The sequence below is a fragment of the Gordonibacter pamelaeae genome (genome assembly GCF_003340385.1).
Lineage (GTDB): Bacteria > Actinomycetota > Coriobacteriia > Coriobacteriales > Eggerthellaceae > Gordonibacter > Gordonibacter pamelaeae.
The window spans coordinates 50,108-69,246 of the sequence record NZ_PPTS01000006.1 but is presented as its reverse complement, the minus strand read 5'-3'; the positions used below and the strand labels follow the sequence as shown (position 1 = coordinate 69,246).

General features: G+C 66.8%; 19 protein-coding genes. 16 read left to right on the top strand and 3 right to left on the bottom strand.

Annotated elements, in window-relative coordinates:
- Positions 1 to 5: 5 nt before the first annotated feature.
- From C1877_RS10155 to C1877_RS10100, 12 genes are all read left to right on the top strand, one after another.
- Positions 6 to 1,337: a nitrogenase component 1 gene (locus C1877_RS10155; protein ID WP_114569102.1), complete on the top strand. Its 1,332-nt coding sequence runs from the start codon at positions 6 to 8 to the stop codon at positions 1,335 to 1,337.
- A gap of 41 nt (positions 1,338 to 1,378) precedes the next feature.
- Positions 1,379 to 2,575: a molybdopterin molybdotransferase MoeA gene (locus C1877_RS10150; RefSeq protein ID WP_181813833.1), complete on the top strand. Its 1,197-nt coding sequence runs from the start codon at positions 1,379 to 1,381 to the stop codon at positions 2,573 to 2,575.
- Between the two features lie 295 nt (positions 2,576 to 2,870).
- A complete protein-coding gene (gene nrfD / locus C1877_RS10145) occupies positions 2,871 to 3,839 on the top strand; it encodes an NrfD/PsrC family molybdoenzyme membrane anchor subunit (RefSeq protein ID WP_114569100.1) in 969 nt (322 codons plus the stop codon).
- Between the two features lie 2 nt (positions 3,840 to 3,841).
- Positions 3,842 to 4,264 (top strand): GntR family transcriptional regulator, encoded by a 423-nt coding sequence (locus C1877_RS10140; RefSeq protein WP_015539591.1) that lies wholly within the window; start codon positions 3,842 to 3,844, stop codon positions 4,262 to 4,264.
- Positions 4,265 to 4,352: 88 nt separating this feature from the next.
- Positions 4,353 to 5,276 (top strand): slipin family protein, encoded by a 924-nt coding sequence (locus tag C1877_RS10135; protein ID WP_390624769.1) that lies wholly within the window; start codon positions 4,353 to 4,355, stop codon positions 5,274 to 5,276.
- Positions 5,277 to 5,598: 322 nt separating this feature from the next.
- Complete coding sequence (locus C1877_RS10130; protein ID WP_114569098.1) at positions 5,599 to 8,061, top strand: molybdopterin-containing oxidoreductase family protein; 2,463 nt, start codon at positions 5,599 to 5,601, stop codon at positions 8,059 to 8,061.
- Positions 8,062 to 8,073: 12 nt separating this feature from the next.
- Positions 8,074 to 8,694, top strand: a complete 621-nt coding sequence (locus tag C1877_RS10125) for a 4Fe-4S dicluster domain-containing protein (protein WP_041239333.1) — start codon at positions 8,074 to 8,076, stop codon at positions 8,692 to 8,694.
- Between the two features lie 15 nt (positions 8,695 to 8,709).
- A complete protein-coding gene (gene nrfD, locus C1877_RS10120; protein ID WP_114569097.1) occupies positions 8,710 to 9,936 on the top strand; it encodes an NrfD/PsrC family molybdoenzyme membrane anchor subunit in 1,227 nt (408 codons plus the stop codon).
- A 120-nt stretch (positions 9,937 to 10,056) separates the two neighbouring features.
- On the top strand, positions 10,057 to 11,343 hold the full coding sequence (locus C1877_RS10115) for a radical SAM protein (RefSeq protein ID WP_114569096.1): 1,287 nt from the start codon (positions 10,057 to 10,059) through the stop codon (positions 11,341 to 11,343).
- A complete protein-coding gene (locus tag C1877_RS10110) occupies positions 11,340 to 11,693 on the top strand; it encodes a hypothetical protein (RefSeq protein WP_015539595.1) in 354 nt (117 codons plus the stop codon). The genes C1877_RS10115 and C1877_RS10110 overlap by 4 nt, the downstream gene beginning before the upstream one ends.
- A gap of 3 nt (positions 11,694 to 11,696) precedes the next feature.
- Positions 11,697 to 12,143 (top strand): DUF4405 domain-containing protein, encoded by a 447-nt coding sequence (locus C1877_RS10105; RefSeq protein ID WP_114569095.1) that lies wholly within the window; start codon positions 11,697 to 11,699, stop codon positions 12,141 to 12,143.
- Entirely contained in the window at positions 12,136 to 12,786 is a 651-nt protein-coding gene (locus tag C1877_RS10100; protein ID WP_114569094.1) for a TorD/DmsD family molecular chaperone, read from the top strand. The genes C1877_RS10105 and C1877_RS10100 overlap by 8 nt, the downstream gene beginning before the upstream one ends.
- 168 nt (positions 12,787 to 12,954) lie before the next feature.
- On the opposite strand, the gene C1877_RS10095 is transcribed toward C1877_RS10100, so the two are convergent.
- The 3 genes from C1877_RS10095 to C1877_RS10085 are packed head-to-tail and all read right to left on the bottom strand — an operon-like array spanning position 12,955 to position 15,571.
- Positions 12,955 to 14,070, bottom strand: a complete 1,116-nt coding sequence (locus tag C1877_RS10095) for a lactonase family protein (RefSeq protein WP_015539596.1) — start codon at positions 14,068 to 14,070, stop codon at positions 12,955 to 12,957.
- A 26-nt stretch (positions 14,071 to 14,096) separates the two neighbouring features.
- Positions 14,097 to 14,774: a YczE/YyaS/YitT family protein gene (locus C1877_RS10090; RefSeq protein ID WP_049784082.1), complete on the bottom strand. Its 678-nt coding sequence runs from the start codon at positions 14,772 to 14,774 to the stop codon at positions 14,097 to 14,099.
- A complete protein-coding gene (locus C1877_RS10085) occupies positions 14,774 to 15,571 on the bottom strand; it encodes a glucose 1-dehydrogenase (RefSeq protein ID WP_015539598.1) in 798 nt (265 codons plus the stop codon). The genes C1877_RS10090 and C1877_RS10085 overlap by 1 nt, the downstream gene beginning before the upstream one ends.
- Positions 15,572 to 15,919: 348 nt before the next feature.
- Here C1877_RS10085 and nrfD (C1877_RS10080) point away from each other — a divergent pair, with 348 nt between their 5' ends.
- The 4 genes from nrfD (C1877_RS10080) to C1877_RS10065 all read left to right on the top strand — a co-directional run bounded on the left by nrfD (C1877_RS10080) (position 15,920) and on the right by C1877_RS10065 (position 19,137).
- Positions 15,920 to 16,858, top strand: coding sequence for an NrfD/PsrC family molybdoenzyme membrane anchor subunit (gene nrfD / locus C1877_RS10080; protein WP_114569093.1), 939 nt, complete (start codon positions 15,920 to 15,922; stop codon positions 16,856 to 16,858).
- Positions 16,859 to 16,869: 11 nt separating this feature from the next.
- Complete coding sequence (locus tag C1877_RS10075; RefSeq protein WP_227154090.1) at positions 16,870 to 17,871, top strand: slipin family protein; 1,002 nt, start codon at positions 16,870 to 16,872, stop codon at positions 17,869 to 17,871.
- Positions 17,872 to 18,125: 254 nt separating this feature from the next.
- Entirely contained in the window at positions 18,126 to 18,524 is a 399-nt protein-coding gene (locus C1877_RS10070) for a GntR family transcriptional regulator (protein ID WP_087191269.1), read from the top strand.
- A gap of 148 nt (positions 18,525 to 18,672) precedes the next feature.
- Positions 18,673 to 19,137, top strand: coding sequence for a HipA domain-containing protein (locus C1877_RS10065; protein ID WP_147274545.1), 465 nt, complete (start codon positions 18,673 to 18,675; stop codon positions 19,135 to 19,137).
- Positions 19,138 to 19,139: the final 2 nt, after the last annotated feature.

Genomic DNA, 19,139 nt, shown 5'->3' with positions numbered 1-19,139 from the left:
GCGCTATGGCCCGATTGTCCCTGTTCCTGCCCTCGTTCGCCGCCGACTACTCCGGCGTGTGCTCGTGCCTGTTCGACCTCGATGCCCTGGTGGTGGTGGCTGACGCTGCATGTTGCACGCGCAACTACATCGACTACGACGAGCCGCGCTGGTCGCGCGGCAAGACCACCACGCTGTGCGCGCAACTGCGCACTTTGGACGTGGTCATGGGCGACGAGGCCAAGACCGTGGCGAAGGTGGCCGCCGCGGCGCGCGAGCTGGAGCCGCGCATGGTGGCGCTGCTGGGGTCGCCGGTGCCGGCCATCACCGGCATGGACTTCCGCGGCATGGCGCATGACATCGAAGACGCGACGGGCGTGCCGGCGCTCGGCTTCGCCACCACGGGCTTCGCCACCTACGAGCGCGGCTTGGATCTGGCGCACCGGGAGCTGGCGGAGCGGTTCGGGCCCGCAGGCGACGGGATGCTGCGCGGCGCGGGCGACGGACGTCCTGCGCTCGCCCCTCCAGCCAGGCCGACTGCGGACGGGCGGCCGGAGGGAACGGGCCCGTGCGGGCTGGCAGCCTCCCCGGAACGGCCGGCCGTGAACGTGCTCGGGCTCACGCCGCTCGATTTCGGAGGGGGCCCGAATGCGGAAGACCTGCGGGAATGCCTTGATGGCGCCGGGCTTGCGGTGAATGCCACATGGTGCATGGGCTTGTCGCTTGAAGGCGTGGCGCAGGTCGGGAAGGCTTCGGTCAACCTTGTGGTATCGGCGGGGGCACTCGGGGTCGCCCAGGTCCTTGAGCGAGCGTACGGCACGCCGTATGTGGTGGGTCTGCCCTTGGCGGGCGCGCAGGCCGGCCTCGTGTGCGAGGCGCTGCGCCGGGCCGCACGTGGCGGCGCGTCGTCGTACGCGTTCGCAGGCGGTCCGCATGCTGAAAGCTGCGATGCGGGGGTGCTGCCAGAGTCTTCGCGAACCGTATTCGACGCGCGGATGGATGCGTCCGGCGCAGGGGGCGAGGCGGTACTCGTGGTGGGCGACTGGGTGTGCGCCGCCTCGGTGCGCTCGGCGCTGCGCCTTTCCGGCTGGAGCGGTCCTGTGACGGTGGCGAGCCTGTGCGGGCAGCGTCCCGGCTTCGCCGAGCCGGGCGACGTTGCCTTGGCGGGCGATGCCGACCTAGCAGCCCTCGTGGCACGCGGCGGGTTCTCCGTTGTGGTGGGGGACCCGCTGCTCGCCCGCATCCCCGGCGTGCCGGGTGCGCGTCACGTGAGGACGGCGCACCCGGCCGTATCCAGCAATCTTTTCGCCAAGGAGGTGCCACGCTACTTCGTTGACGATATCGTGCGGAGGTTCTAGGCCCTGCACCCGCATACCGGCAGACAACAAGGAGGACGATGATGAAATTCGATCATGGGAAGGCGCTGACGCGCGCGGAGGCGCTGGAGGCGCTGAAAGCGCGCTGGGAGTTCGAGAAGCGTACCGAGCACGTGCCGGTGGGCGAGGCATGCGGGCGCGTGCTTGCGCAGGATTGCCATGCGGCTTACGATCTGCCGCGACATCGCGTTTCGTCGTTCGACGGCATCGCCGTGCGGGCGGCCGACTTTGCGCAGGGCGTCCCCGACACCGGCGAATGGGTGCGTGGCATGCACTTCGCCCAGGCCGATACCGGCGATGACTTCCCCGACGAGTTCGACACGATCATAGCGGCGGAGGACGTGGGATACGACGAGGCGGGGCGGCTCATGCTCGATCCTGCCCTCGAGGTCAAGGCGGGCAACGCTATCAAGCGCGCGGGCGCCACGATGGGCAAGGGCGAGCTGCTCTACGAGGCGGGCACGCTGCTCGGGCCCGAGGCCCTGGCTATTCTGGCGGCCGACGGCTGGGCCGAGGCGCCCGTGGTTGCGCGCTTGAAGGTGGCCTACCTTCCTACCGGCACGGAGCTGGTGCCTGTGGGCACGGTGCCCGAGCGTGGGCAGAACGTGCAGACGAACTCGCTTATGCTGGGCGCCTATTTCGCGCAATGGGGCGCGGAGATGGTTGCCTATGACATTGTGGCGGACGATCGCGCGGCCCTGGGCATCGCCATCGACCGTGCGCTGGCCGAGGCCGACGTGGTGCTGGTCAACGGGGGTTCGTCGCGCGGCTCGGAAGATTTCAACTCGGAGCTTCTGCAGGAGCGCGCGTCGTGGTTCTCGCACGGCGTGAAGGCGGTTCCCGGACGTCCCATCGGCCTGGCAGTTATCGAAGGCAAGCCGGCCATCAACGTTCCCGGACCCATGATTGCGGCCTACCTGGCGGCCGACTGGCTGGTGAGGGGCCTGGTGTGCCACTACTATGGCCAGCCGGTGCCGCAGCGCGTGAAGGTGCCCGCCGTGCTTGATGCGCCGCTGGGCGCCCGCCCCGGTTTCGAGCACCTGGCGCGTCTCGTGGCTCGTGACATGGACGGCGTGCTGCATGCGGCGCCGGTTCCGAACTCGGCAACGTTGGCCGAGAACATTCGCTCGGCGAACGCCTTCTTGGCCGTCCCAGCCGGCGTGCGCTACGAGGTTGGCGATAAGGCCGACATAGAGCTGCTGGGCACGAAGGCAGGGTAGGGCGCAGGCCGACGAGCGCCGCTCATTAAGAAAAGGCTGGAGGTCGTTGAGGACCCCAGCCTTTTCCTGTTCCCCATGTGCGATGTTCTCCGTGCTGCTCCGGCGTCACGCGTGGCGTCCCGGATCGTGTCGCTGTTGCGCATATGACACCCTGTCATATGCAGCACGCCTGTTTTGTGGGATACTGACGGGGATGCAGAGGGAAGCGTGCGATCTGCAAAAGCAACGTGGCTCCCGTGTCTGGATGCGCCGCCGCCTAGCGGAGCGTCCTGCGGCTGCGATGAGGGGAGGGGATGTGCTCGGAACGTTGGCGGTGGGCTACCTGTTCCTCGGCGGTGCCGGGGCCGGGGCGATCGTGGTCGCGTCCGGGCTCGACCTGGCCCTCGTGCGTGCGCCCTTCGGGACGGATGCCCGCGTGTCCGTGGACGAGGCGCCGCCGTGCGAGCGGGTGGCGGCTTTCGCGCTGCTTGCCGGCTTCGCCGCGCTCGCGCTGGGCGTGCTGTGCCTGCTGTTCGATTTGGGGCGCATCGACCGGGTGCTCGACCTGTTCCTGCGGCCGTCGCCTACGTATCTGACCGTCGGCTCCTTCGCCCTGGCCGTGCTGGCCGCGTGCGGGGCGTTCCTGACGCTTGTGCGGCTCGCGTACCTGCCGTCCGTGCCGCGTGCGGCGGCGGTTGCCGTCGAGGCGGTCGCCGTGGCGGTGGGCTTGGTGGTCATGGTGTACACCGGCCTGCTGCTGCAGGGGCTGGGAGCGGTGGCGTTGTGGAGGTCGCCGTTCGTGCCGGTGCTGTTCACGCTGTCGTCGCTGTCGTGCGGCATCGCCGTGGTGCTGGTGGCGGCGTTCTTCGCCGACCCGGAGGGGGAGGCGGGCCGCATCGTGCGCCCGCTCGTGCGGGCAGACGCCGCGCTTATCGTGCTGGAGGCCGCGGCGGCTGCGCTGTTCGCGGGGCTGGCGCTTGCAGGCGGCCATCCGGGCGCTGCGGCCTCGGCGGTCCAGCTGGTGGACGGCAGCGGGGCGCCGGCGTGGTGGGGCGGCTTCGTCCTGTGCGGCCTGGCGGTGCCCCTCGCCGTTGAGCTGGCATTCGCCGTTCGCGAACGGTCGCAGGCGCGGGCCTTGCCGCCGGCCCTGCGGACGGCCCTGGCCGTGGCGGCGGTGCTCGTGCTGGTGGGCGGGTTCAGCATGCGCAGTGCCATCGTGGATGCGGGCATGCACCGCGACCTGGAGCTTGAAGAGCCGAGCGCGCAGGCGCTTAGATTGGAATAGAAATGGCGGACGACGTGGCCCTGTTCGAGATCAACGAGAAGAGCAGCATCCCCATCTGGCTGCAGCTGAAGAACCGGTTCATCTACCTCATCACCTCGGGGTACTACAAGCCGGGCGACCAGCTGCCCACGGTGCGGGGCCTGGCCGCCGACGTCGAGGTGAACTACAACACCGTGAGCAAGGTGTACATGAGCCTGGAGCAGGACGGCTACATCCAGTCGAAGCGCCGCCAGGGCGCGTTCGTGCTGGACGTGAGCGGCAAGCCGGGCGTGAGCATATCCACCACGGCCGAGATCGTGACGCAGGAGTACCTCAAGCGCTGCTTCGAGCTGGGCATGTCGCTGGAGGATATCGAAGAGCAGTTCGCGCAGAGCATGAGCGACGAGAAGAGCAAGCGGGACGCGGCCGTTGGCGCGCGGGCCTGAGAACGGAAAGGGAGCAAGCATGGGACGCAGCAAGCGCGCAAGCGCGTCGCACGGCGGGGCGCAGGGAGCGGCGGCCAGCGCGCCGTCGATGGCGACGGGCACGCAGTTCTCCACGGCCGGGCACATCGACACGGGAAAGCGCCGCGCCTCGCGCAACGGCGCCGTCGTGTTCGCCATCGTGGTGTTCGCCGTCGCGTTCGGTCTGGTGCTGGCCGCGACACAGGTCCTGCTCGGCGGCATCGGCCTGGGTGCGCTCGTGGCGGCGGCCATCGTGGGATGGCTGGCCTCGTCATCCGTGCACATCGTGCTGGAGTGGGAGAAGGCCGTGGTGCTGCGCCTGGGCAAGTTCAACCGCGTGGCGGGGCCGGGCATCGTGTTCACCTTGCCCATCGTGGAGTTCTACACGCTGCGGGTGGACCAGCGCGTGTCGGCCACGTACTTCGGTGCCGAGGAGACGCTCACGAGCGACCTTGTGCCCATCAACGTGGACGCCGTCGTGTTCTGGATGGTGTGGAGCGCGAAGAGCGCTGCCGTGGAGGTGGAGGACTATGCGTCGGCCGTGTCGTGGATCGCGCAGACGGCCATGCGCAAGGCCATCGGCCGGGCCACGGTGGCGGAGGTGGCCACGCGCCGCGACCAACTGGACGAGGAGCTGAAAGAGGCCATCGAGGAGAAGCTCAACCCGTGGGGCATCACCATCATCGACGTGGAGATCCGCGACATCGTGCTGCCGAAGGAGCTGCAGGAGGCCATGGCGCAGGAAGCCGTGGCCGAGCGCAAGAAGAACGCCCGCATGGTGCTGGCCGAGGCCGAGAAGGACATCTCCGAGATGCTCATGGATGCATCCGAGGTGTACGCCGGCGACGCCGACGCCATGAAGCTGCGCACCATGCACCTGGCCTACGAGAGCGTGGAGAAGTCCGGCGGCACGCTCGTGGTGCCGAGCGCCTTCAGCGAGGGATTCGTGGAGGGCGGGGCCGAGAAGGCAGCCAGGGATGGCCATCAAGCGTAGATAATCGTTCGCTGTCATATGCCCCCCGATATCATGACTGATCATATCATGGTGTAAAATCCCTGTTCAGCTAATATTATTCTATAAATAGAATAATATATTGTCATAGTCTGTCATACTTCCTTGTTGATAATCATAGTGACGTATGGCAGACTATGACACAGAGGGAATCGGCCGATTTCTGATATGAGGGGGACATCTCGGAAAACGCACCGGGCGCGCCTGCGCCCGCCATGTGACCGAAGGGGACTGCCGTTCGCAGAACGCTCGCCTTCGTCCGATGCGCCCCTAGGCATTCTGCATCAAGAATGGAGGAGGAGACATGTCGGAAACGAAGAGCCCGCACGGCGGACTCACGCGCAGGAGCTTCCTGAAGACGACCGGCGCCGTTGCAGCAGCAACCGCAGCGGTGGGCTCGGGCGCGACTCTGGTCGGCCTTGCCGAGGCGGGCGAGGCGGCAGCGGACGAGGCAGCCCAGGCCGAGAGCACGTTCAGAAGCCAGTGTCGCGGCAACTGCGGCAGCCGTTGTCCGCTGAAGGTGACTGTGCGCGAGGGCCGTGCGGTGAAGGTCACGGCTATGGAATATCCGGGCGAGGACGCTCATCGCCGCCGCCTGTGCGTGAAGGGCTTCAGCCAGCCGCAGCGCGTCTACGATGCCGACCGTTTGAAGTACCCCTTGAAGCGCGTCGGCGAACGAGGCGCAGGCGAGTGGGAGCGCATCGAATGGGACGAGGCGCTCGAGATCATTGCCGGAAAGATGAAGACGGCCCTGGCCGAGCACGGCGGCACGTCGCTGGGCTTCTGGTCCTCGTACGGCTCGTACGGATCCCTGAACGGCGCTATGGGCGGCTTCATGTCGATCGCCTACGGCCGGTTCTGCACGGCTACGGGCGCAGTCATCTTCGGTGCAGGCGCCGATACGGCACAGCAGCACGTGCAATCCACGCTGCTGGGCAACAAGGGAAACGACTTCGCCGATGCGGTCAACGCCAAGACCATCATCACCTGGGGCGGCAATCCGGCCGAGGCATACGTGCACGCGTGGCAGTACGTGTGCCAGGCGCGCGAGAAGGGCGCGAAGCTCATCACCATCGATCCGCAGTTCACGGCTTCCGCCGCGCATTCCGACACCTACGTGGCCATCACCCCCGGCACCGATGGCGCTATGATGCTGGCCATGGCCAACTACATCATCGAGAACGACCTGGTGGACGTGGCGTATATGAAAAGCAGCACGGTGTCTCCTTTCCTGGTGAAGGAAGATGGCACCTACCTGCGCTTGAGCGACTTCGGCGTTGCCCCTACGGAAGGCCCGGTAAATCCGCAGACCGGTCAGCCGACCATGATCGATCCGGTTATGGTATGGGACGAGGCCGCGGGCGACAAGGCGCCGCTTCCGAAGGCCGTCGACCCCGCCATCGAGGGCTCGTTCGAGATCGACGGTACGACTTACCGGACCGTGTACCAAACGGTTAAGGACCACATCAAGGATTACACCGTCGCCAAGGCTTCGGGCATTTGCGGCGTTCCCGAGAGCACGATCGAGGAGCTTGCGCGCATCTACGCCACGGAGGGCCCTGTCTACGTCATGACGTTCCAAGGCCTGGGCCACCACGCGAACTCGCACCACAATTACAAGAACCTTGCGTTCCTGGCGGCCTTGACCGGCAATGCCGGCAAGCCGGGAGCAGCCATCTGCGGCAATCCCGCCCCGTTCAGCATGATCCCCTATAACACGAAGGCGTTCATGGCCGGCATGCCCGGGCCGCGCATCTGCGGCATGTACCTTCCCGAGATTGTGGCGAACAAGAAGTTCGGCAAAGACGACATCGACTTGCAGGTGCTGTGGATCCATAACGGAAACGTGCTCTCCTGCGAGTCCGGGCGTCTGGACCTCATCGAGGCCGTGAAGAAGATTGATCTCGTAGTGTGTGCTGACGTGAACATGAACGACTCGGCACAGTGGGCCGATATCGTGCTCCCCGTGCCGCATGCCTTCGAGATGGAGGATATCGATCCGGTTGGCTCCACGCCGTTCCCTGCCTATTACGAGAAGGGCCTCGAGCCTCTGTACGAGTGCAAGACCGACGTCGAGATCATGCGCCTCCTGTCCGAGAAGATGGGAATGGGCAAGATCTATGCGAAGAGCGACCAGGACTTCCTGCGCGATGTGTACAACACGGAGACCAACAAGAAGGCCGGCGTCAGCTACGATGACTTCGCCACGGGTGAGTTCGTGCGCAACCCGATGACCAAGCCGGAGAACCTCGTTCCGACGTACGGCCCCTCCGAGGGTACGCGCTTGAAGTACTACATCGAGAAGCCGACCCCTCGCAACAGCTTCGGCCAGGAGATCGCCGATTTCGAGAAGCTTCCCTATTACGAGCATGCGAACGAGGCGTATCTGGACAATCCGCTGCGCGAAAAGTACCCGCTCCTGGGCTGCAGCGAGCACAACAAGTACCATGTGCACTCCCAGCTCGCCGTGACGCCGGTTGTCCGCGAGCTCGAGCCCGAGCCCATGATCAAGATCAACGCAGCCGACGCGGCTGCCCGCGGCATCGAACAGGGCGATCTGGTGCGCGCGTATAACGACCATGGCTATGCGGTCGTGAAGGCGCTGGTAACCGAGGGTATCATGCCCGGCGTGGTTTCGATCCCGCATGGCTTCCAGGCTGCCCAGTACGTCGAGGGCCATACGCAGGACCTCACGAACGTGTTCATGAACGATTTCTGCTCGAACAGCGCATTCTACGACTTCCTGTGCGAAGTCGAGAAGTACTAAGGGGGTGCAAGCATGCATTACGGAATGGTTATTGACACCAAGCGCTGCGTTGGCTGCAACGCGTGCACGGTGGCGTGCAAGATGGCGAACAACGTGCCCCAGGATATATTCTGGACGCGCGCGCTTACCGACGGCGGTGAGATGATGGACACGCCGGCGGGCGAGTTCCCCGATGTCTCCCTGCGCTACATCACGGTCTCCTGCCAGCACTGCGAAAACCCCGCTTGCGCGAAAGTGTGCCCGGTGGGCGCCACCTACAAGGACCCGGAAACGGGTGTCGTGCGCCAGGACTACGACAAGTGCATCGGCTGCCGCATGTGCATGTCGGCCTGCCCCTATACGGGCGTGCGCTCGTTCAACTGGGAAGAGCCACGCTACCCCATGGACTTCGCCCTCGGCGACGCGGATGCTCCCAAGCACCAAAAGCACGTAGTGGAGAAGTGCATCTTCTGCTATCAGCGGCTTGCACGCGGTGAAACCCCCGCGTGCATGGACTTGTGCCCTGCCCGCGCTCGCCACTTCGGGGACTTGGACGACCCGGACTCCGAGGTGTCGAAGCTCCTCAAGGAACGCTCGTACGAGCAGCTGCTGCCGAGCGAGGGAACCAAGCCCTCCGTCTACTATCTCGTATAAGGCGAAAGGAGAATCATGACTGAGAACACCTCGGCGACGAAGTCGCCCAAGGCTCCCGCCGCCAAGTTTGGGGGCAAAGGCATCAATATCGGTATCGTGGTCGCGGCCCTGCTGACCATCATGGGCCTGGCCCTGTGGGTCATGCAGCTGTCCGGCGGCATGGTCCAGACCGGCATGCGCAACCTTGATTCCTGGGGGCTCTACATCACCATGTTCATGTTCCTCGTGGGCCTTTCCGCTGGCGGCCTCATCATCTCGAGCGCGCCGCGCGTGTTCGGGGTGGAGGGCTTCGGCGGCATCTCGAAGATCGCCGTCTGGACATCCATCTGCTGCACGGTGCTCGCCATCGGGTTCGTGGTGGTCGACCTGGGCCAGCCGCTTCGCCTGTGGGAACTGTTCGCGTACTCGAACCTGGGCTCTCCCTTGATGTGGGACATCATCGTGCTGGGCACGTATCTCATCTTGTCCATCGTGTACCTGTGGGCCACGCTGCGTTTCGAGGGCGGCAAGGGCTCGGCCACGTCCCTGCGCGTGATCAGCGCCATCGCGCTCGTCTGCGCCATCCTGGTCCATTCCGTGACCGCGTGGATCTTCGGTCTGCAGCAGGGCCGCGAGATGTGGCACACCGCGCTCTTGGGCCCCTGGTTCGTGTCGTCGGCGCTCGTGTGCGGCGTGGCCCTCGTGCTCGTGGTGGTCATCGCTCTGCGCAAGGCGGGCTACCTTGAGCTCGACCAGTCCTTCGTCGTGAAGATGGCCAAGCTTTTGGGCGTGTTCGTGTGCGTCGACCTGTATTTCTTCGCCTGCGATCTTTTGACCGAGGGCTTCCCCGGCGGGCATGGCGTGGAGGTTGTGTCCATGCTGACGACCGGTCCGCTCGCCCCGTTCTTCTGGATCGAGGTCGTGGGCTGTGCGCTGACTGCCATCGTGTGCTTCACGCCTAAGCTGCGTACCAACCCGCTCATCGTGGCCGCCGGCCTCCTGGCCATCGTCGGCATCTTCTGCAAGCGCGTGCAGCTGCTGGTGGGCGGCTTCCAGCTGCCGAATCTTGACTATGCCGGTCCCGTGTCGCCGTACACGGTGACGGGTTGGGAATCCGGCATGACCGCGGCCTATCAGGGCATGGTGTACTTCCCGACCCCGCTCGAGTTCGGCGTGACGCTGGGTGTTATCGGCCTGGGCGCGCTCCTGCTGCTGGTGGGGTTGAAGTACCTGCCGCTCAAGCCGACGGAGAAGTCGCACTAGGTTCGCTCCGCAGGCAGCGAACAGGAGCCCGCCCCGAGGCGGGCTCCGACAGGCGGATGCGGCTGGTGGCGGCCGCATCCGCCTGTCGGATACACGGCTCGTTCCTTGGAGGGGGAGCTCATGGACGATATGGTTTCCGCCCGTCCCACGTTGGCCGCATGGCTTGAGGAGTACGCCGCCATCGAGCGCGAGTTCGTCGCCGCGATGGCCGCGGAGGGGCCGGTCTTCGCGCCGCGCGCCGCCGGGCGCCCGCGTGCCGACGAGCTGCGGGAAACCCTGCGCGAGCGGGGTGCGCGCTTCATGAACGGCGGGGCCAGCGTGTCGACCGGGTTCCTGTCGAGCGCGTGCGCCGCATGCGTGGGAGGCTGTGGAAGCCGCACGTTCTACATCAACCTGCGGTGCAATCGAAACTGCTACTTCTGCTTCAATCCCAACCAGGCCGACTTCGAAGAGCACTGCGCCCGCGACACCCCGTGGAGGGAGGAGCTGGAGGCGTTCGGCCGCGAGGTGGCGGAGGTCACCCATGTCGGCCTGACGGGTGGCGAACCCCTGCTTTGCAGCGACGAGGCGCTGGCGTTCTTCGCCCGCGCCCGCGAGCTCTATCCGGACGCGCATCTGCGTCTCTATACATCGGGCATGGGTCTTGACGAGGCTTTTTGCGCTAAGGCAGCCGAGTGCGGGCTGAACGAGATCCGCTTCAGCGTGAAGCTGGACGAAGGGGAGGGCGCGGTCGAGGAGGCTCTCGCGGCCATCGCGCTCGCGCGTCGGTTCCCCTTCGATGCCATGGTGGAGATGCCGGTCGTTCCCGCCGAGCTTGAGCGCATGAAGCTGCTGCTGCGGCAGCTGGACGATCTGGGCGTGCGCGGCATCAACCTGTTGGAGTTGTGCTATCCGCACCGCAACTGGGGCGACTTCGCCCGGCGCGGGCTTGCGTTGAAGAACCCGCCCTTCGAGGTGCTCTACGACTACGGCTACGCGGGCGGCATGGCCGTGGCCGGCAGCGAGGAGGCGTGCCTGGAGCTCGTGCTGTTCGCTCTTGACGAGGGGCTTTCCCTGGGCGTGCATTGCTGCACGCTGGACAACAAGAACCGCGACCAGGTGCTGCAGAGAAACCGCGCCGTTGCGCTGGACCCCGAGGTCTACGAGTTGGGCGACGACTGCTTCTACCGCACGGCGAAGGCGTTCGACGGCGACAAGGAAAAGGTCAGCGCCTACCTGGACGGGATCGGTGCGCGCTACGGCGTGGAGGAAGACTGCGTGTCGTTTCATCCCGCGCGCGTTGCCGAGGCGGTCGGACTGGGCGTCCTTCCCGTTCTCTCGTGGAACGTGGTCGAGGGACAGGGCGCCGATGCGTATATTCGCGAACTGAAGCTCCAGGTGGTTGACGAATCGGGGCACCTGCGATGAGGAAGCTCCTGATGACGCTCGCGGTGTTCGCGCTCGCCGGCGGCCTGGTGCTGGCTGCGGGCAAAGCGGTCGAGCCGGCGACGGGGGTGCAGGCGGTGACGGCCGAGTCGCCCTGCCCGGTGGCGGCGTGCGCGAGCGGTGCGTGCCACGGGTTCGACGACGTGCCGGAGCCCGACGGCGTGGCCGAGATGATGTGCCCCGAGGCGGGCTGCGCGAGCGTCGAGTGCCATGCGTGGGACTCCCTGACAACGCGCTACCACCAGGCGAGCGATGCTAGCCTGAACCTGTGGCTGCTCGCACCCGCGGCCTTGGTCGTGGGGCTCGTCCTCATCGTGCGGAAGGTGGGTTGAGCCGTGGACAGGAGAAACCTTGCTCTCGACGTAGCCGCCCTCGCGGTCTTCCTGGTGGTTGCCAATCCCGCCCTCACGGGCATCAGCATCCACGAGTGGCTGGGCCTGGGCATGTTCCTGGTGTTCTTCGTGCATGCGCTGCTGCATGTGGACTGCGCGGTTGAGATCTTGCGGGGGTCGATCGCGCGCCCGGCATGGGGGCGCACGGGCAACCTGGTGCTCGATCTGCTGATCGTCGTCGTGCTCATGGCGGTTACGGTGTCGGGCGTCATGGTCTCCGGGGCGGTATTGCCCACGTTCGGATGGTATGCGCAGGGGTACTATTTCTGGGACCCGCTGCATGCAGTGAGCGCGAAAGCCCTGCTGGCGCTGCTGCTCGTGCACGTCGTGGTTCACGGGAAGTGGATAGCGGCCTGGTTCAAGAAAAGGAACGGTGACAAGCATGAATGACGTCGACTGGGGTGTCCGCGCCGCCGCCTGGGAGCTCGCGGCGTTCTCGTTTCGCTACCCGGGAGCCGAGCTTGAGGGCGCCGTGGCCTCCGGCGAGTGGGCCGCGGCGGCGCGCGAGATAGCGGGGGCGCTCGGCCTGGCGCTGCCGGAGGGCCTCGGGGAGGGGCTGTCGGGGCGCTCCGGCCCGGGGGACGTCCTGCACGCCCTGCGACCCGAGGCCACGCGCCTGTTCGTGGGCGCGCCGGAGCCGGCGGTCTCGCCCTACGAGGGCGTCTGGCGCGCGGCCGACGACGGGGTGCAGGCGCTCTTGTTCGTGAACCCCCACTCCATGGAGGTGGAGCGCTTCATGCGCTCCTGCGGCCTGGGCCGTCCCGAGGGCACCAACGAGCCGCTGGACCACGTGGCGACGGAGTGCGAGCTCCTGGAGCACCTGGCCCTGCGCGCCGCCGGCGCCGAGCCGCCCGAGGGCGCTCCGGCCGGCTCCGGCCTCCCCGGCGGCTCGCCCGCGGCGGCCTACGGGGCCTTCCTCGAGGAGCACGCCCGCGCCTGGATGCCCCGCTTCGCCGAAGCCGTCGCCGCGGAGTCGCGCATTCCCTTCTACTGCGACGCGGCCGCGTTCCTCGGCGCGCTCGTTGCTCGATAAGGCGCCTGCGTTCCTAGCGATTGCCAAACTGGTAGTTTTTTGACAGAACAAAACAGGCCTATGAACAGGTAAAATACAATATATCACCTGTTCATAAGCCTGTCAAAAAACACTCGGTTTGGCAATCCGCAGCAGCATCTCCAGGATTTCGCGTTTTTGCTTCTCGGGCTATCCGTCCCAGATGACGCACGAGGGCTGGGGGACGGCGATGCGCGCCTCCTCGCGTGGCTCGTCCGTGGCCGGGTCGAGGGCGAACAGGACCACCTCGTCGCTGCCCTGGTTGGCCACGGCCAGGTGCCGTCCCTCGGGGGAGAGCGAGAAATGGCGCGGGCCTCGCCCGCCGCACGGGCAGTCGGCGAGCGGGGTAGCGGCGCCGTCCCTGTCGATGCCGAACAGCGTCAGACGGTCGCTGCCGCGCACGGATACGTACAGGCGCCGACCGTCAGGCGAGAACGCGGGATGCGCCGCGCGCACGTCGCCGGGGACCACCGGCAATTCGAGCCTTCCTGTTTGCTCCCAGCCCGTACCCGCTCGGTCGTACCGGTACAGCAGCACGTCGTTCGCCAGCTCGTTCACCAGGGCTGCGAGCGGTAGGCGGGGATGGAACGCCAACATGCGCGGGCCGGAGCCGGGCGGCACGCGCACCGTCTCCACCGGCGGCGTCTCGAGCGTTCCGGTGGCCTCGGCCCGGTAGAGCGTCACGGTGTCGGTTCCCAGGTCCACCACGGCCAGCAGGCCCGTGCCGGGCACGAAGCGCGCCGAGTGCACGTGCGGCGCGCTCTGCCGCGCGCAGTTCGGCCCGCTTCCCGCATGGCGTATCGACGGCAGGCCGCCGCAGGGGTTCCCGTTGGCGTCGAGCAGGCACAGCCCCACCGAGCCGCTTTCGTAGTTCGCGCCGTAGAGGCAGCGCCCGTCGGGATGCACGGTGGCGAAGCACGTGCCGGCGTCGGCAGGCGACGAGCATGTGCCCCGGCAGCAAAGCGTCCCGTCCTCCGCCACGTCGTAGGCGGCCAGGCAGCTGCGGTCGGCGAGCTCATGGGCTGCGTACAGGGTGCTTGTCGCGCTTCCGCCGGGCTTCGTCTCCGTGCCGGCCTCCGCGCCCGCGGGCGAACCGGCCGACTGCGCGCGCACGAGGTAGGAAGGGTTCGGCGCGTGCGTCCCCGCGTTCACCACATGCAGACGGCGCTCGTCCTCGTCGAACGCGAGCACGTAGATGCCCTCGCTCGCGGTGTCCTCGGTGTAGGTCCCCACGAACAGACGTCGCTCCGCCCTTGCTCGCTGCATGGCCCGTCTCCTTTCCTCGCGGCGTGCTAACCGCGCTCCTCGGCCAGCTCTTCCCGGTCCAGCACGTGGAAGCGGCGGTAGAGCCGAAGCGTGGCCACGCGGTTCCACGCCGTGATCAGGGGACCGGTCATGAACGCCGCCACCACGGTGAACACGCCGATGGGCCCGCCGGCCAGCACGGCCACCACGGTCACGAGGATGTCCTGCGCCATGCGTACGGGCGTGTAGGAGAACCGCGTGCGCGCCACGATGACGGGCGCGATGGCGTCGATGGGCGCCACGCCCATGCGCGTCTTCAGGTACAGCGACACGCCCAGCGTGAACAGCAGCGTTCCCAGCACCAGGTGCGCGCCCGCGCTCACCAACCCCGAGGGCTGCCAGGGCAGCAGGTGGTAGATCCAGGTGAAAAGCTCAATCAGGTACCCCACGAACACCATGTTGATGATCGTGCCCAGGCCGATTTGCCACTTGTCGAACGCGAACACCGCCACGAGGATCACCAGGTTCACCAACAGCTGGAACGTGCCGAAGTCCATGCCCACGAGCGCGCTCAGCCCCAGGTTCATGGCGGTGAACGGGTCCACGCCCACGTTGCCCACACGACACACGGTGGTGCCCAGCGCGATGCACACCACGCCGATGCACGAGAACAGCAGCTTGCCCTTCAAGTTGTACGTGTGGCGCAGGTCCATCCACCGTGCCATCAGCCGTCGCCCCGCTCGAACGACGGGTACAGCGCCATGCCGCCGTCAACGAACAGGCTCGTGCCGGTGACGTAGCTGGACTCGTCCGACGCGAGCCAAACTGCGGCGGCGGCCACCTGCTCCACCGTGCCGATCCGGTGCAGGGGGATCATGCGCTCCGTTTGAGCGCGCGCCTCGGGGTCCTCGAACTTCTCGGCGTTGATGGGCGTCTCGATGGCGCCCGGCGCGATGCAGTTCACCCGGATGCCGAGGTGGGCGTACTCGAGCGCAATGGTCTCGCTGAACAGCTTCACGCCGCCCTTACTGGCTGCGTAGTGCGCGAACGTGGGCCAGGGGATGCGCTCGTGAACGGACGACAGGTTGACGATGCAGCCTTTCCGATCCTGCTCGACGAAGTGCCCGAGCGCCGCCTTCGAGCCCAGGAACACGCCGGTCAGGTTCACGGCGAGCGTCTTCTCCCATACGTCGAGGGGCAGCTCGTGGGTGGGGTGGCGCGACTCGATGCCGGCGTTGTTCACCCACACGTCGATGCCGCCGAAGTGCTCGAGCGCGGCGTCGCGGAGCTTGGGCGCGCCGTCCTCCTGCGAGATGTCCGCCTGCACGAGCACGACGCGCGCGGTCTCGCCCGGCGCGTTGAACTCGTCGGCGAGCTTCTGGGCCTCGCCGCGGTGCTTGTCGCTGTGGAAGTTGACGACGACGCTCATGCCCTCCTGCAGGAATCGCCGTGCAATGCCGTGGCCGAGGCCGACGGACGCGCCGGTGACGACGGCGGTCTTGCCGTTGAGGTCGGGATACATGGTGCACCTCCTTTGAAGGGGCCGATTCGCAGAAGTATGAGGGCGCCCGGCGGCGCGCTTGCGCGGCAGCGGGGGAGCGTGGCGCTTCCGTCACGGCATTGCCACGCGCCCGGCACCGGCCAAGGGCGGCAGGAGGAGGGGGGGGGTCGCCGCTCCGTTGCGATGGTGCTATAATACCTATGAATTGGTACATTGCGACAAATAGGATGCCAGCCGGGTACGAAGCAAGCGCCATCCGGGGGCGGGACGGCATGTTCGCAGCGAGGGTGCGGCCGCGTCGGCGGGCAACCGGCGGGCGGAGGGACGGACCTGCCGCGCAGGCAGGCCGCACAGGGGGTCGGAATTCGCATGTTCAACCTGCTCACGACAGGCTACCTGTTCCTCGGCGGCGCCGGGGCGGGCGCGCTTGTCGTGCTGAGCGCGCTCGAATGCGCCAACGTGCGGCGCCGGTTCGCCTTCCCGCCTTCCCGCTCCACCCGCATCGAGCGGGCTTTCGCGCTGCCCGACGAGTTCTTCGCTCGCAGCTGGCCCGTGTGCTTCGTGGCCTTGGCGGCCGGCATGCTCTGCCTGCTCGCAGACCTCGGCCGTCCGGAGCGCCTGCTGTACCTGCTCACGTCTCCGGAGCCGTCGGCCATTGCCGTGGGCGCCTACGCGCTGGTCCTTGCGCTCGTCTGCGCCGGCGGGTTCTCGCTGGTGGAGCTGCTGGACGGGCTGCGCATCCGACCCGCTGCGGTAGGAGGCGTGGCGGCGGTCGGCGTGGCAGCGGGGCTCGTGACCGTGGCGTACACGGGCGTGCTGCTGCAGGGCTTGGCGTCGGTGCTGTTCTGGCAGACGATGTTGCTGCCGGCGCTGTTCGCGCTGTCCTCGCTGTCGTGCGGCGTCGCCTGCGCCTTCCTGGGCGCCGCATTCGTCGAGACGCGCCGCCCCATCACGCGTCCGCTTGCGCGCCTTGCGCTCGTCGACGGGGTGCTGGTCGTGCTGGAGGCCCTGGTGATGGCTGGCTATCTAGCCTGGGCGTTTGCAGGAGAGGGCACGGCGCTCGCAGCGCAGGCGCTCGTCGCGGGCGATCTGCGCTGGGCGTTCTGGGGCGGTGCGGTCCTGTGCGGCCTGGCGGTTCCATTCGCGCTCGAGCGCTGCCTCACGCACGGCAACAGCCGCACGCAGCTTCTGTGGATCGCGGCGGCGCTTCTGGCGGGCGGGTTCGCGCTTAGGTTCTGCCTCGTGGGCGCCGGGGCCTACGATGCGACGCAGCTGCCCGGCCTGCTGTTCGGTTTGACGATAGGATGAGAGGCAAAGCCATGAGACGACGAAAAGCCGACCGCACCATGCGGGACGCCCCCTACGAGCTCACCGACAAGGAGGCCGAGATCAGGGCCGCCACCTCGTACGTGCCGCGCAAGTCATCGCGCAACGGCGCGGTCATCTTCAGTATCGCCGTGTTCGCGATGACGGGCGCTGTCGTGCTGGGCGTCGCCCTCGTCGCGACCGGCGGCATCGGCCTCGCTGCCATCGTCGCTGCGCTGCTCACGGCGTTGCTCGTGCTGTCCTCCACGCACATTGCGCTCTCCTGGGAGAAGGTGGTGGTGCTGCGCTTCGGCAAGCTGGCGCGCGTCGTGGGGCCGGGCCTGTACCTCACCATTCCCCTCATCGAGCACGGCACCATCCGCGTGGACCAGCGCACTATCGCCACGCCGTTCTACGCCGAGAAGACGCTCACGGCCGACCTCGTGCCGGTGACGGTGGACGCGGTGCTGTTCTGGGTGGTGTGGGATGCCGAGAAGGCGTGCACCGAAGTGGAGGACTACTACGCCGCCGTGTCGTTTCTCGCCCAGACGGCCATGCGCGAGGCTGTGGGCCGTTCGACCGTGGCCGAGGTGGCGCTGCGCCGCGACCAGCTGGATATCGAGATAAAGGAGGACATTGAAAAGGAGGCGGCCAACTGGGGCGTCGACATCATCTCGGTGAAGGTGCGCGACATCGTGATCCCCGACGAGCTGCAGGAGGCCATGAGCCTGGAGGCCCAGGCCGACCGCGAGAAGAACGCGCGCATGTCCGTGGCCAGCGTGGAGAGCGACCTGGCCGAGATGCTGGCCGAGGCCGCGCGCATCTACGGCGATCCCGACGCGGCCCTGAAGCTGCGCACGATGCTCATGCAGTACGACACCGTGAAGAAGTCAAAGAGCGCCGTGGTCACGGTGCCGAGCTCGTTCTCGGACGGCTTCGCCGACGCCGCGGACAAGGCCGGTGCCGACGGGCTCGGCAGGGCGCCGTCGGACGCGGTGAGGGGCGGCCGGCAATGAGCCCGGCTATCGGGGCGGCAACCGAAAGCCGTCCCGTCCCGGTGCGGAACGGAGGGCTCGAAGAGGCACTGGTTCGGGGAAAAGCGGTGGTCGGCATGGGGATTGAACCGTTTACCCGAGGGGCGTCTCTCGTACGGATCGTTCGCCCGCGGCACTCCCGTTGCGGGGATTGCGCGAACGTTGCAAGGCCTGCAACCTGCGGCAACGTGGTTTTGTTATGATGAAAGCTAACCGACACCGTGAGAGAAAGCCCCATGAGCCCGCTTGAGTCGTTCGAAATAGATTACAGCAGCGGCCTGCCCGTATGGATACAGGTGAAGAACCGCATCGCCTATCTCATAGGCTCGGGCGCCTACGTTCCGGGCGACCGCCTGCCCACGGTGCGCGCGCTGGCCGTGGACCTGGACATCAGCTACAACACGGTGAACCGAGCCTACATGGACCTCGAGCGCGAGGGCTATATCTCCACCCGCAAGGGCAGGGGAACATTCGTGGCCGAGCGCCATTCCGTGGGCGCCGACCTGGCTGCGAACAGCCCGGTGGAGCTGCTGGTGGACGACATGATCCGCGCCTGCGCCAACGCCGGCCTCGCCGACGACGACATCATCGCCATGGTGGCCGCCCGACTGGCAAACAAGAAACTCGCGCACTAGGCGCGCGCCCGCCCGACGTGCCGTTACCGATCGGGAACAACAGCGCGAAAACCTCTTGACCGTTCCCGATCGGTAATAGTGTTCTCAAGTCGCTGGGTTCATCCCGAACGGGAACGCGGTATGAATCGAATACTCTCGGCAGGTGACTTTGGCGCGATCGTTCGTGCGCGACGGAAACAGCTCGGTTATTCCCAGCACCAGCTTGATGCTGTACAACTATTTGATCAGCAATTGCGGCGCGCATCTTAAAAACTATTCGCTTGCCTGGACTGGCTCCAACTCCGTGCGCTTTGTTCCGGCCTATGATCTTGTGTCGACAGCGGTGTACGACGGTCGGTGCGGAGCCAAACTGAGTCGCAGCATGGGCCTGCGCGTGGGGGAACACCTGAATATCGACAAGGTGAATGCCGACGACTTCGACCTGCTTGCGAAAGAGCTGAGGCAGCCAGCTTGGCAGGCTGCGGACGAGCGTGCGCGCTTGCGACATGAGCTGCCCGATGCGCTGCGGCGTGCGGCGGAGCAGGCGGTATGCTCGGGCTTCGGCGAGGAAGCCGATGCATTGGCCGACCGCATCCTTTTCGGCGCCAAAGTTCGCATGAAGGCGTTCGGCTAGCA

Bases quoted from the DNA above. Each gene is read 5' to 3' on its own strand.
- C1877_RS10155 (WP_114569102.1), top strand. From the start codon at position 6: ATGGCCCGATTGTCCCTGTTCCTGCCCTCGTTCGCCGCCGACTACTCC.
- nrfD (WP_114569097.1), top strand. From the start codon at position 8,710: ATGACTGAGAACACCTCGGCGACGAAGTCGCCCAAGGCTCCCGCCGCC.
- C1877_RS10125 (WP_041239333.1), top strand. From the start codon at position 8,074: ATGCATTACGGAATGGTTATTGACACCAAGCGCTGCGTTGGCTGCAAC.
- nrfD (WP_114569093.1), top strand. From the start codon at position 15,920: ATGTTCAACCTGCTCACGACAGGCTACCTGTTCCTCGGCGGCGCCGGG.
- C1877_RS10070 (WP_087191269.1), top strand. From the start codon at position 18,126: ATGAGCCCGCTTGAGTCGTTCGAAATAGATTACAGCAGCGGCCTGCCC.
- C1877_RS10085 (WP_015539598.1), bottom strand. From the start codon at position 15,571: ATGTATCCCGACCTCAACGGCAAGACCGCCGTCGTCACCGGCGCGTCC.
- C1877_RS10135 (WP_390624769.1), top strand. From the start codon at position 4,353: ATGGCGACGGGCACGCAGTTCTCCACGGCCGGGCACATCGACACGGGA.
- C1877_RS10110 (WP_015539595.1), top strand. From the start codon at position 11,340: ATGAGGAAGCTCCTGATGACGCTCGCGGTGTTCGCGCTCGCCGGCGGC.
- C1877_RS10115 (WP_114569096.1), top strand. From the start codon at position 10,057: ATGGACGATATGGTTTCCGCCCGTCCCACGTTGGCCGCATGGCTTGAG.
- C1877_RS10150 (WP_181813833.1), top strand. From the start codon at position 1,379: ATGAAATTCGATCATGGGAAGGCGCTGACGCGCGCGGAGGCGCTGGAG.
- C1877_RS10130 (WP_114569098.1), top strand. From the start codon at position 5,599: ATGTCGGAAACGAAGAGCCCGCACGGCGGACTCACGCGCAGGAGCTTC.
- C1877_RS10140 (WP_015539591.1), top strand. From the start codon at position 3,842: ATGGCGGACGACGTGGCCCTGTTCGAGATCAACGAGAAGAGCAGCATC.
- C1877_RS10075 (WP_227154090.1), top strand. From the start codon at position 16,870: ATGAGACGACGAAAAGCCGACCGCACCATGCGGGACGCCCCCTACGAG.
- C1877_RS10095 (WP_015539596.1), bottom strand. From the start codon at position 14,070: ATGCAGCGAGCAAGGGCGGAGCGACGTCTGTTCGTGGGGACCTACACC.
- C1877_RS10090 (WP_049784082.1), bottom strand. From the start codon at position 14,774: ATGGCACGGTGGATGGACCTGCGCCACACGTACAACTTGAAGGGCAAG.
- C1877_RS10100 (WP_114569094.1), top strand. From the start codon at position 12,136: ATGAATGACGTCGACTGGGGTGTCCGCGCCGCCGCCTGGGAGCTCGCG.